We start from the raw sequence: 12,471 nt of genomic DNA on the forward strand, positions 1-12,471 counted from the left end.
GTCATCGCCCCTCCTCGATCCCGGGTACCGGTGCGACCGGCGGGGGGCAGATGGCCGGCACCGGGGTGAGCGGCGAGGTGCGCAGGACCCGGACGCTTCCCAACCCCTGCGAAAGCGGCGGAAGTTCGTTCCGCCCGCCTGGTTCCGGGAGGGCCTCGACGGCGACCACGCTGAGCGAGGCGTCCAGGGGCAGGCCGAGGAAGGCGAGCTTGGCGAGGATCTCGCCGTTCGGGAAGGACAGCACGCTCGACGGGACCTGGGGATCGAACGGTTCGTGCTTCCAGGCCGGAGGGCCGCCGGCGTGCGGGCGGGAGTCCAGCAGCACGTTGCGCCAGTCCCGGCCGTCGGCCTGCTGCACCTGGGCGTAGAGCAGCGCGCTGATCGTGGTGGCCGGCGGGTACGGGCGCACTCCGGTGCCGTCGGCCACCGAGGCTGCGTGCAGGGCGGTGACGGTGACCTCCTCGTCGGTGCGGGTGACCGTGCATCGCAGCTGCGGTGCGGGGTGCTGTACCCCGGCCACCCGCAGTGGGAGCCCGAAGCGCCCGGCTGCCGTGCTCCAGCGCGAGCAGTCGTGACCGACCCTCAGCTCGTAGACGTAGAAGCCGAAGAGCTCCGGCGCGTCGGGGCCGAGGCCTTCGGGCAGTGGTAGCAGGTAGTGCAGGCCGTCCGCGGCGGGGATCAGCTCCTGCATGAGCGCGTGGCCGGCGCAGTCGGCGGAGCTGCTCGGGGTGACGACCCGGATGGGCTCGGCGACGTCGAGCGGCGGTTCGGCGGGATCGGGCCGCTCCGGGGCCCCGCGCAGCAGCATCGGGTCGGGGGCGCCGGCCAGGACGCGGGCGAAGTAGCGGTCGGCCGGGTCCTTCGGCGGTTCGGCGAGTTCGAGGTAGAGCAGGCGGCGCCGCTCCCCGGTCGCGGTGTAGCGGTCCTGGTCACGCTGGTAGGGGGTGGCGGCGATGCCGGCGGACCGAAGCCGGGGGACCTGGCCGGGCGGTGTGGTGATCGGCAGCCGTAGCGGCCATTGCTGGACCGGGTCCTGCCGGACCGGGTCCTGCTGGGCCGGCGGCGGGCGGAAGGCGGGCACCAGGCTGTAGGTCAGCCGGGTCTCGCTCGGGGGCTTGTCGACGGGCGGTTGGTCGTCGTAGGCGTCGAGGAAGAGGAGCTCGGTGCGGTCCCGCGCCTGCGGGTCGCCGTCCCCGTCCGCCGGGCCTGTCCCGTCCGGCCGGCCCGTGGCGCCACGGGCGAGGGTGCGCGGCAGCGTGAGGGTGCCGACGGGGGTGCCGTCGCGGAGTACCTCGAAGGCGGCGGGCTGCAGCGCGTCCCAGCTCCAGTCCCGCTCCAGGCTCAGGTGCAGGCAGACCAGCCAGCGGTGGGTGAGCTCGGTCCTGGTCGCGAAGGTGATCGCGTCCCGTTCCGGGCTGAGCGTGTGCCGCAGCCCGGCCGCCGCGCCGAGGACCAGCCGGCGCCCGGCGCGTGCGGAGAGGGTGAGCGCGGAGCGGGTGAGGCCGAGCTGGCGGGCCAGCCGGTCCACCAGGTCCGACGGCGCGTCGACCCGTTGCCCCGAGACCGCCCGCTGCGCCGCGGAGGCGGGGTTGTCCTCCGGGTCGGGCTGCAGGAAGACGGCCTGGACCTGGGGTCCTTCGGGTGGGGACTGCAACAGCTGCCGCTCGTCGGCGGACGGTGCCCGGAGGTACACGCTCACGGGCGCCGCGCCGGTGCGCGCGCGGTCGCTGCCCCAGTAGCCGAGCTCCTGGTCCTCGCGTCCGAGGGCGGTCAGGACGAGGCGGACGTCGCGGGCCGTCGGCAGTCGCAGCGGGTCGGGGTCGGGCAGGGGGGTGGGGCCGGTCAGGGTGAGGTCCGTGAGCCGGTCGGTCGTGGGGAGGTCCTCGAAGACGGCGCGCAGCGTCAGCGGCTGGTCGGGCGCGGGAGGGAAGGCCTTGACCGCCGTGTACAGCGGGCGGAACGGCTGGGCGGTGTCGGAGTCGGTGCCGGAGTCGGTGTCGGCCGCAGGGTCCCCCTGGAGCGTGCGCACCGACACGTCGATGCGCAGCTGCGTGACGTCCGGATCGGGCCGGACGGCCTCGCGGTACTCGCTCTGGGCTGCGGGCAGGTCGGCGAGCAGCGCGTCCATGGCGTCCGGGAAGCCGGTGTACACCAGGTCGGGGTAGCCGAGCAGTGGCCGGTGGACGGTGTAGCCGGCGCTGCGGCCGTCCGCCCCGAGCCCGCTGTGGTCGACCCGGACGGCTCGCGGCGGGACGAAGCGGCGGAACGGGACGACGGCGACCGGCGCGGGCGCGCTCGGGTCGTGCTGGTCGGTGACGAGCGGACCGCCGCCGGCCAGGTCCGTCAGCCGGACGCGGAACTGGTAGGTGTGTCCGTAGCGCAGCGGGACGGCGTCGGCGTCCACCGCTCGGTAGACCGTGTCGGCGTTGGCGCCCTTGCGCCCCGAGACCTTGATGGCACTCGGATCGGCCAGCACCAGTGACCCGCCGCGCCAGGCGGTGAAGTAGGCCGGCAGCCAGAACTCGTCCTTCGCCTGCAGGGTGTGGTTGACGGGCGTGGTCTCGACGGCCAGTTCGCCGTCGAAGTGGCCGAACCCGAGCGGGCCGAGCGTGAGGTCGCCGGCGACGTGGGTCAGTGAGTGCCAGGGCGCGTCCGGGGCGCCGTCCTCGCGGACGTCCACGCGGTACCCGGCGACGCCGAGCGGTGAGTCGGGCGACGGCTGGGTGTCGTGGGCGTTGACGCCGAACTGGCGGTTGAGCCAGACGGTCACCTGGTCGTCGTCCCAGCCGAGCCGGATGCCGGTGTCCTTGACCGGGGGCAGTGCTCCTTCGGGCGGTTCGACGTCGTGCTCGACCTGTGCGGCGCTGCGCGACTGCGCTCCGTGCACCACGCGCGCGAAGCCGTGGTCGTAGGCGTCGGCCTCGACGAAGACCTGGTCGAAGTCGCCGGTGCCGGTGACCGGGAAGAGCACGGCCGCGAAGACCGGACGCGCGGTGGTCAGTGGCGGGATCCGGGCGGCGTAGCGTGCGAGCAGGGCCGGATTCGTGTTCGCCTCGGCCCGGTAGGCGCTGCCCGCGGCCGGGTCGGCGAAGAGGTAGCCGCCCTGGTCGACCGGGTCGGTCGTGCCCGGGGTGAGTGTCGTGTCGTACAGCAGGCCCAGTTCGCGGGCGAGTCGGGGCTGGCGCAGGACGAAGGTGAGCACCTCCTCCCATTCGAGCCGTGTGTCGGGCCGGTCGGGCGGCGGGACGTGGGGCTTGGTCTCCTTGAGTACGCAGTCGTAGGAGCGGTCGGTGACCAGGAAGCGCGAACGCGGCGTGGTGTAGCCGTTCGCGGCGCGGAAGCTGGGCGGGAGGAACTTGCGGACGGCGGAGGGCGGGCCTTCGGGCGGCAGGCCCGAGGGGCGGATCCGGAAGAGTGCGGCCAGTTCGTCGAAGAAGGCGCGACGGCGTGCGGGCCGGGTGGTGGTGAGCGCGGTGCGGCGGGCGCTCGCGGGGGTCGGCAGGTCGGTGAGGGTGGGCACGAACATCGCGTCGAAGGTGAGGTCGGCGTCGGCGAACGCGGTGCCGGTGCCGGGCAGGGCCGCTCGCGGGTCGCCCTGGGGCAGGACGAGCAGGGTCAGGGTCAGCGTGGGAGGCTGCCAACGCCCGGGCAGCAGAAGGATGTTCAGCGGTGCGCTGTTGATGGGCATCGGGGCACCTCCACGATCGGGCGGCACGGGGCAGGCGGTCCCGGCGCACGAGGGGCAGCTGGTCTCAGGGCACGGGGATCAGCCCGGCCTTGGCGGCGCCCGCGACGAGTTGCCAGTCGACGGTGACGTCGAAGGCGGTGTGGAAGGACTTGCGGGCCTTCACCAACCACGCCGCGGTGACGGTGCCGGCGACCAGGATGTCGCCGTGCAGCCTGACCGAGATCTCCCGGACGTCGACGCGGTCGACGTCGAGGTGGCCGTCCACGGAGAAGCTGAACCCGAGCAGCCCGGACAGCAGCGTGGCGCGGCCGTCCATGCCGAGCACGATGCCCGGCTGGAAGCGGTCGCCGGCCCGTCCGATGAAGTAGCCGTACTTGACGCCGGCTTCGAGGTCGATCAGGCCGGGGATGAGCGTGCCGCCGACCGAGCCGACTGCGCAGGCGTCCAACTCGACGGTGGTGGCGCCGGTCTGATCCGCGCCGATCTTGAAGCGCAGCAGCCCGCCGCCGTAGACCGCGGGGAAGATCTGTTGCTGGTAGCTGCCGGTGATCTCCAGGAAGACCGATCCTCCGCTCTTCGCGGCCACCAGGTCGGCGGCGATGTCGGCGCCGACCTTGAGGTGGCCGAGCAGCTTGCCGAACCCGCACTCGACCGGCTGTCCGTCCGGGTCGGCCACCGCGAAGTCCGCGACGGCGGTGAGGCGTACGGCGGTGCCGTCGCGGGTGAGCGAGACCTGCAGCGGGCCGGGCAGTCCCGGTGTTCCGTGGCTCGGCACCAGGCTGTTGAGCAGGTTCATCACTTCGGCCACCGGCTGCAGCGGGCCGGCCAGCTCGACTGCGGGCGTGGGGAAGTCCGTCGAGCCGGCGGTCGGCGAGTCGATGTCGTGGACGATGGTGAGGATCTCGCCGAGCGGCTCGAACCGTAGGTGCTGTTCGACCTGCTGCTGCACGATCCGCCAGTCCTTGTCGGACTCGACCCGCACCGTGGACGAGGCGTACTGCGTGCGCGCCGTCCACGAGTCGGCGTTCACCAGGAGTTGGTCCACCGCGGCGGGGAAGGAGACCGTGCCCCCGGTGAACCGCAGCCGTCCGGCGTCCAGCGTGAGTGGGAACGCCTGCGGAGGGTCGTTCGGGTCGAAGGGGACGGCGTCCGTCGTCGGCGGTGGGAAGAGCCCGCCGGTGCGCAGCAGGGCGTACGGATCGGCCAGCCGGGGTGTGTCGACGCTGGTGATCTCCGCCGTTCCGGTGTCGATCTTCGGCCGTGGGTAGAGGATCCGCTGGGTCTCGCTCGCGAACAGCAGGGCGTAGTAGTCGTCCGGGTGGTCGTTGAAGAGATGGGCGGGGTCGGCGAACCGGAAGGGGTACGGGTCGGCTCCGGTGGCCGTGGCCTCGCCCCGGCGGATCAGCGGCACACCCCGCTGGGCGTCCACCGGGGCGACGGTCTGGTCCGGTTCGACCCGCACCACGCTCCACTGGCCGGGCGCGGGGAGCGCGGGCGTGCCGTGGACGGCGACGGCGAACTGCCGGGAGGCGGGGTCGGCGCTGTCGGCGTGGACTCCGGTGACGCGCATCAGGTGCAGCGAGTCGCCGATCCGGATGGTGCAGTCCACCGGGCCGCCGAGCGGTCCCTGCAGGGTGAACAGCTGCTGGAGCTGGCCGGGCGTCAGTGCGCCGACGCCACTGCTGGAGACCTGCTCGGAGAGCGGGATCCGCTGGACGAAGCCCAGGTGGCGGTGGGCCGGGATCCGGCCGTTCGCGCCCCCGGCCGTGAGACCGTCGATCTCGACGTCGGCGTCGAAGTAGACCGCCTGGAGGCGGGGACCGGGCGCGCCGGCGGCGCCGTCGAGGTCCACGTACAGCGAGGTGTCCCGGATCTCGCGGATGTCGAACAGGCCCCGTACGACGCCCGGGTGGAAGGTGATGCCGGGAGCCTTGGGGTGGTGGAAGAGCCCGGGTGTGCTGGCCAGCCAGCCGCTGTCGAAGCGGACCACGGCCGCGCTGCCGCGGCGTTCGAGCGTGATGGTGCGTACCAGCGTCGCCTGGCAGGGCCAGAGGACCGTGGTGAACTGCACGCGCTCGAAGGCCGTCCGGCCGTGGAAGGCGTCGAAGGCGACCTGCGTGATCGTCACGGCGGACGTGGAGTCGTTCACCCAGCGGCTGAACACGTTGGCGCCGTAGCCGCCGAGTTCGATCCGGTTCAGCGGTACCTCGGTCCGGAAGAGCGCGTCGAAGTCGCCGGCGAGCAGGCCGAGGACGGAGCCGACGGACGACCCGGGCGTGAGGTTCTCCAGTTGCCTGGTGGCGCCGCCCAGCAGGGGGACCGGGGGGACCACCGCGGGAGCGTCGTCGGTGCCGGCGCTCACTCCGGCCCGCAGGCTCAGCTGGCGCGCGCCGGTCATCCGGTCGGCCGGCTGGCCGCTCGGTGCGGTGAAATCGGGGCTCCGCAGGTCGAGTTCGGGCGGCTTGCGGTACCGGCGGTCGTGTGGATCGAGCATGGCCAGGGCGATCAGGCCGAAGGGCAGTGTGAACAGCGCGCTCACGCCGGCGGCGTCCTGCCGGTAGCCGCGGACGACCTCCTCGGCCAGCGGGACCGGCACGAACGGGACGAGCGCGACGGAGTCGGCCAGGACCAGGGCGGGGAGGCCGTCGTCGCCGGAGCGCAGCGGCCCGTCGACGTCGCCGGTCATGGGGTTGGTCAGGTTGTGCACCGTCTCCCAGTGGAACTGGGGCAGCAGGAAGATCCGGGCGTTGCCGGCGGCGGTGTTGAGCATCAGGTCCTTGACCGTGACCGGGAGCCGGGCGGCGGCGCTCAGCGGGATGCTGACGCCCAGTTGGTCGGAGTTCGAGGAGAGGTCGAGCAGGGTCAGGCCGGTGGACGGGCCGAGCTCGTCGAAGACGGTGAGGAGCCAGTCCAGTGCCTGCTGCGCGGGCGTGGGGGGCTGGGCGGGATGGTCGGAGGGACGGAAGCCGAACACCGGTCCCGGTGGCGGGACCAGGTCGGGCGGCAAGGCGTCGTCGGTGCCGAGGCCGATCGTCAGGTCGGGGGTCGCCGGGTCGGACCAGGCGACCCTGGCCTGCACCGTCACCGCTTCGGCGGGCGGTTCACGGTCCGTGAGGACGGTGAAGTTCGCGGCGTAGGGGTCGGGGAGCATGGGCAGGACGTGGAGCAGCCCGAAGTCCAGCGTGAGTGTGCCGGAGTCCAGCCGGTCGGGTGCGGCCAGCGGCCCGGCGACGGTCAGGCGGGACGGCGGGGTGGTGGACAGCAGCACGTTCGCCAGGGACAGCGCCGTCCGGTCCGCAGGCCGGGGTCGGTCGGGTACCGCGGTGAGTAGGAGCCCGACTCTGCCGGGCTGTTGGCCCAGCATGCACGCCGCCTTCAGCGGAGTGTCGATGGGCTCGCCCGCGGCAGTACGCGGCCGGTCCAGCCGGGTACGGGCGGTGCCCGCGGTCATCAGCAGGTCTCCGGCGGGGAGCACGCTCTCGTAGTCCAGGGGGAACTCGTGGGGGAAGCGGATCTCGACCGAGGAGCGGACGTCGGGTTCGGACTCCCGCCACAGCCGGAACTCCTGGCGGGCCCGGCAGGCGGCGGCCCGTGTGCAGACCACGGACAGCGACTGCCCGTGGGCCAGGACGTCGACGGGGCCCAGGACGGCCGGCCCCCCGTCGAGGCCGGGCCACCTCGCGGTCAGCCCGTCGCTCACGGAGAGCAGCAGCGCGCCGGTGCCGGCCGCCTCGCCGAGTCCCTCGGGGGCCGATCTGACCACGGGCAGTGCCCAGGCCGCGCGGGCGACCGCCGCCGTGCCGGACGGAGTGAACAGGTCGGCCCGGGTCCGGGTGATGGTGAGCCGGTCGGGCGTGGGGGTGAACGGGATCAGCAACCGGCTGGAGCCCTGGTCGTAGGCGGGTGGCTGCGCGTTCGCCCGCAGGGCGAAGGAGCTGCCGTAGACGGTGAGGGAGGCATCGGGGCTGCTGACGGACCCGGCGGACGGCTGGAGCAGGAGGACCACCTCCACGGGGAAGCCCGCCGTGGTGCCTGCGGCCTCGGCGCCCGGCCCGGTGCCTGGTCCGGACCCGGCCGGGGGATCGGGCGTGAGGGTCAGCCGCAGGTCCACGGAGGGCGGCACCGTCAGCCGCCCGTCGGAGAGCTGCGGCGCGGCGCCGACGTGGAGGGTGCCGCTCTTGATCCGCAGGCCCGCCCAGCCGTCGCCCGGGGCCGAGCCGACGAGCTGGTCGACGGCGATCCAGACCGTGCCGCCCGGCAGGTCGAACTGCCCCAGGCCGGGCACCCCCTCGCTCGCCGGCGGCAGCGCGAGGATCGGCGGGCCGGCCGCACCCCGGTGGACGGTCAGCCAGGAGTGCGGCTGGAACAGGTCGAACCAGACCCGGCGGTCCGCGCCGTCGAGGAAGGGGCCGAAGGTGCGGGCCGGCCGCTGGGCCACCGCCCTGCCCGGGGCGGACGGGTCCAGGCCCGGGGCGAACGTCTCGCGGCGGATCAGGCGGGGCGCGGGGCCGGGCGGCCGTGGCGCCGAGGCGTGCCGGGCGATCAGGTAGTCCAGTTCGGCGCGGAGGGCGCCGTCCACGGTCGGAGCGGTTCCGGAGGCCGGAGACGGGCCGCCGGGCGCGCCGTCGAGCAGGGCGCGCCGCAGGTCCGTCAGTTCTGCGGGCGTGGTGTCCGGGCCGGGCCGCAGATCCCCGGTGTGCGCGATCAGCAGGCTGAGCAGGTCGGTGTCGGGCATGACGGTAGCCCCTCTACGCGCGCTGCAGTGCGTGTCGGAGGTGGTGGCGTCCGCGCGCAGCAGTTCCGGGGCCGGTCTCCGCGCGGCTACGCAGGTGGTGCCGGGCCTCCTGCGGCAGCTGCCCCTTCGGGGCCGTGTCGGGCCGCGACCGTACGGTGGAGCCCGCAGACTCCTGAACGGCCGCCGGTCCGGCTGGAGTCGTCGCGGCACAGGGCCGCAGTTCCAGCGTCCCGCGATGACGCGCGGACCGCCAACGGACGCGTCAGGCGGGCGGCCGGGGTGCCGATGGCAGCAGTCGGCCCTCCCCGGACCCGGTACGTCGCGCCGGTACCTACACGCCGGCACTGACATTTCGCGGGGTCCGAGGCCCGCAGAAATAGAACAGATGATCTTCTCCGGCTGTGGTGCGCTCCGGGCCGCACCCCCAGCGGTTCCTCTCGGAGGTCTCGCATACGGCCCTGATCTGCGCGAAGGCCCTTTCCCCGGCAGCCCGGCACCGCGTCCTCTCGGCCGTCCGCCGGGCAAGAGCATGGTCTCGCTTCCCGCGCCCCGGGCGCCACCGTGCTCACCACCGGCAACCCCTGCACCACCTGTACGGGCGGATACCGCGATGACACCGTGGACAGCGGGGACGCGCAGCACCCCCGTCCGATCGGTCAGGCGTACTGACCCACACCGAAGGCTTCACCGCGCGGCGGGGACGACCGCTCGCCACCTGCGGCAATGTCGCTGCGACCGACCTCGCGACAACCGCGCCTCGCGACAACCGCGCCTCGTAACAACCGTGCAGGGAACTGCGCTCCCACAGCCGGGCTGTCGGAGTTGTCAGCCACGTCGCGGACCTGCGCCGCCGCATTCCCACACAGATGCACGTGCGCAAGCACGAGAACGGCTCGACCATCAGGGCCCTGGAGTGCGCACCGGCCCACTGACGCGACCCGCGGCAGGCGACACCCACGACGGAGAACCCGTCCCGGCGTCGCCTGCCGCGCAGCCGGCGCCGCTCGGCAGCTCGCGCACCCCGATCCCCGAATGTGCGCTGCAATGTGCGATCCAGGGTGACTTTCGAGCTGTGGTGTGCAGCGTGGGGGTGAGGTTGTGACTGACGACCTGTTCGCGTCGGTCGACGCGTTGCCGGCGCGGCCGCGTCCGGTGGACGACCTGCCCGTGCCGGCGGAGCGGGAGCGGCTGCGCAAGCTGGGGGAGTACACCCAGGAGGTACGCCGCCCCCGGCCCGTCACCACACGGCTGCCAGGGCACTCCGCCGTGGGACCGGACGCTGCACGCGACGCTCTACTCGGCGAAGGGGCGGCGGGTGTGACCTGACAGGGAAGGGCTTCCTGCTACCGGGCCGGGACTCCGGGGGCGACGCCGGGGGCACTCGACCTGCGCACCTTGACCTTGGTCTTGGTCAGCCGCGTGAGCGCGGCCGTGACGTCGGCGGCCTGAGCGTCGGTGAAGGCCGTCTTGAGGATGGTCGCGGACACGGGGGCTCCGCTCGGCCTCTTCACCAGGACCGACCAGGCCAGGGGAGTGTCCGTGGCTCGGGTGACCGACGTCCACGGGAACCTCAGCTCCCCGGACGCCGTACGGATGACGGCCTCCTGATCGGTCATCGCGACCGATGTGGGACCCGCCTGGCGCTGGGCGGCACGAGCAGCGAGCTTCTTGGCAACCACTGCGATGTTCTGGACCTGGATCAGGCAGGCGATGAGCGCGGCGACCGCGAAGAGGACACCGCCCGCTGCGAGGCAGAGCAGCGAGAGCAGCAACCAGGCGCCGGCGACCGCCCAGCGCACAGCCGGTGCGGGGAAGTTGGCTCTCACCGCGGCGGCGAGCTCCTCAGGTGCTGCGTCGTACTCCACCTGGACGTTCACGTTCGTTCCTTTGTTCGCGAGGGCACATCATGGCGGGGACACCGAACCCGGCACAAACGCGATGCGGCAGCCCCGGATGGGACGCCTACGACCTGTGCCGGAGGGCCCGCGAGACGAAGGCGCGCCAGGACACCGGGAGCCGATGCGGACCCTGGCCCGGGCCGACTGCGGCCAGGTCCCGAAGGAGGAGACCACCTGGGAGTACCGCCCAGGTCGGCCGGTCTCCCGCCCAGGCCGCATCCTGGCCTGCACCCGCTCCGTCCGTCCTGCCGTCATCCGGCTCTGCCGCGTCGGCTGCCCTGGTGCTGCGCTGCCGCGCCCGGGACGGCCGCCGAGCGGGCCTGCGTGGTCGAACGTGCCGTTGGTCAGCCTGGTCAGACGCTCCGGGATGTGTGGGGTGCGGGCGCGGTGGAACCCGAGCTTCGGTGACCAGCAGCAGGGGTTGGTCTTGAAGGGGCCGGCGGAACTCGGGCTCGTCCTCCGGTCCGTCGCGCGACCAGCGGCGGTCATCCCAGCCCTTGTCTAGGGGGCTGGCAGGTGCGCCCGCGGTACGCGGGATAGCGGCCGTCGGGCCCGGTGCGGAGGTGGGGGCGGTCGTCGTCACGCCCTGCGAATGCCGCCCCGCCCGGACACGGGAACGGCTGTCCTGTGCCACGCGATCTTGACCGGTTGACAGGTGATCTTGACTGGTGGTGTTGGCTTCCCGGGGCGGGGGCGAGGGGTGAGCCTGTGTGGACGCAGGCGACGCCCACGGAGGGGAGTCTTATGATCTTCTCGGCGTGCCGTGCTCCTGCCTCGGCGTTCGAGCCGCATCGAAGAGGAGTGCCGTTGCCGGCAGCACGCAAGTCCAGCAGGAACAACGCCGCCAAGGCGGGTGCAATGCTGCTGGCCGCCATCGGAATCGGCATATGGGCAATGGCCGACCGACCCGGGCAGGACCAGCCGTCGGCCGCATGTGCCGCAGCCCGGCCCGCGGACCCGCCCAGCTACGCTGCACTGTGCGCCGCCCTCAACCGCCCCGATCTGCCGGCCTTGCTCGGCACGCCGCAGGGCCAGGTTTCGGCCGCGGGTCCGGCTCCGCTCGCCTTCGGCCCCGACGCCGTGGCAGAGGTGCACGTAGGCCTGAGCGTCGTTGCCCTGACGGACAGTTCCGTCACCGTCGAGGACATCGCGGGCATGCCGGAGTTCCATCCCCGGCCCACCACCGTGCTCGGCCACGGCGCCCTGACCTACACCACCAGCACCGTGACCCTCGGGGCAGGCGGCAGCCCGCAAACCCTCTTCGTGCATGACCTCCCCGGTGCCACGCCCTCTCCGGCCAGCGAGGACGACAAGACCAGCCCCGGCTCAGGCGCCCCGGTCCGGCGCCTCGTCGTCGCGCAGGACCCCAAGGGCCCGGGCGGCCGGGCCTTCGAGATCGCCATCTTCCGCACCAACGGCGAGCCCGTCGACGACGCGCTCCTGCACCAGGTCGCCGAAGCCGTGATGCCCACCCTCCCGGGCTGGGTCGCCACACCCTCGGACCCGTCACGTTCGGCCTCCGCCGCATCGCAGTGAACACCAGCCCCCGGGCATCCTTCGGGCAGTGACCATCGCGTTGCAGATGCGCCATCACGCCACCATGGCGCACCGCCGCCCAGTCACCGACCGGCGGTCAAGATCATGTGGCAATCGGTCAAGGTCACCTGTCAGAGGACAACGGCGCCGAAGCCAGTGGTCATGGTCCTGCCCGGCCGGGCACTGTGAGCTCGTTGTGTGGTCACAAATGCGACGTTTATGTGATGAATAATGTTGCATTTAGAGAGTGCTTCTGCGATATCTTCTTTGCTGGGAGGTATGTGATGTCTGAGATTTTCGCGGCGGTGGACGCGCTGCTGGCCAAGGCCCGGGACGGCGGTGACCTGCCGGAGCCGGTCGAGCGGGAGCGGCTGCGCAAGGCCGCGGGCCTGACGCAGGTCGAGGTGGCCGCGGCCCTGGATACCCGGCGGGAGACGTTCGCGAAGTGGGAGGCCGGGACGGCACAGCCGCGGGCGCCGAGGCGGGGCGCGTACGCCTTCCTGCTCGCGGGCCTGGCCGAGATCCACGGCGTCCAGGGCCCGGACGGCTGGCTCACCCTCGCCCGTCAGGCCCGTCCCCTCGAGGCCGGCACCGAGACCACGGAAGGGAAGTGA

6 protein-coding genes are annotated in these 12,471 nt (G+C 73.1%); 3 read left to right on the forward strand and 3 right to left on the reverse strand.

Annotated elements, in window-relative coordinates:
• Position 1 precedes the first annotated feature (1 nt).
• Positions 2 to 3,688 (reverse strand): hypothetical protein, encoded by a 3,687-nt coding sequence (locus ACIA8Q_RS30715; protein WP_396318038.1) that lies wholly within the window; start codon positions 3,686 to 3,688, stop codon positions 2 to 4.
• Positions 3,689 to 3,752: 64 nt separating this feature from the next.
• On the reverse strand, positions 3,753 to 8,423 hold the full coding sequence (locus ACIA8Q_RS30720; protein WP_396318039.1) for a hypothetical protein: 4,671 nt from the start codon (positions 8,421 to 8,423) through the stop codon (positions 3,753 to 3,755).
• Positions 8,424 to 9,521: 1,098 nt separating this feature from the next.
• On the opposite strand from ACIA8Q_RS30720, the gene ACIA8Q_RS30725 reads away from it, so the two are divergent.
• Entirely contained in the window at positions 9,522 to 9,749 is a 228-nt protein-coding gene (locus tag ACIA8Q_RS30725) for a hypothetical protein (RefSeq protein ID WP_396318040.1), read from the forward strand.
• Between the two features lie 17 nt (positions 9,750 to 9,766).
• On the opposite strand, the gene ACIA8Q_RS30730 is transcribed toward ACIA8Q_RS30725, so the two are convergent.
• Positions 9,767 to 10,300: a hypothetical protein gene (locus ACIA8Q_RS30730; protein ID WP_360213415.1), complete on the reverse strand. Its 534-nt coding sequence runs from the start codon at positions 10,298 to 10,300 to the stop codon at positions 9,767 to 9,769.
• Between the two features lie 828 nt (positions 10,301 to 11,128).
• On the opposite strand from ACIA8Q_RS30730, the gene ACIA8Q_RS30735 reads away from it, so the two are divergent.
• Together ACIA8Q_RS30735 and ACIA8Q_RS30740 are read left to right on the forward strand one after the other, a co-directional pair.
• A complete protein-coding gene (locus tag ACIA8Q_RS30735; protein WP_396318041.1) occupies positions 11,129 to 11,857 on the forward strand; it encodes a DUF6215 domain-containing protein in 729 nt (242 codons plus the stop codon).
• Positions 11,858 to 12,141: 284 nt separating this feature from the next.
• Positions 12,142 to 12,471: a helix-turn-helix transcriptional regulator gene (locus ACIA8Q_RS30740; protein WP_360213413.1), complete on the forward strand. Its 330-nt coding sequence runs from the start codon at positions 12,142 to 12,144 to the stop codon at positions 12,469 to 12,471.

Origin of the sequence: Kitasatospora sp. NPDC051705 (assembly GCF_044453265.1) — a bacterium.
In the GTDB taxonomy this organism is placed as follows: domain Bacteria; phylum Actinomycetota; class Actinomycetes; order Streptomycetales; family Streptomycetaceae; genus Kitasatospora.

Coding starts and splice junctions, on each gene's coding strand:
- ACIA8Q_RS30715 (WP_396318038.1), bottom strand. CDS start 3,688: ATGCCCATCAACAGCGCACCGCTGAACATCCTTCTGCTGCCCGGGCGT.
- ACIA8Q_RS30720 (WP_396318039.1), bottom strand. CDS start 8,423: ATGCCCGACACCGACCTGCTCAGCCTGCTGATCGCGCACACCGGGGAT.
- ACIA8Q_RS30740 (WP_360213413.1), top strand. CDS start 12,142: ATGTCTGAGATTTTCGCGGCGGTGGACGCGCTGCTGGCCAAGGCCCGG.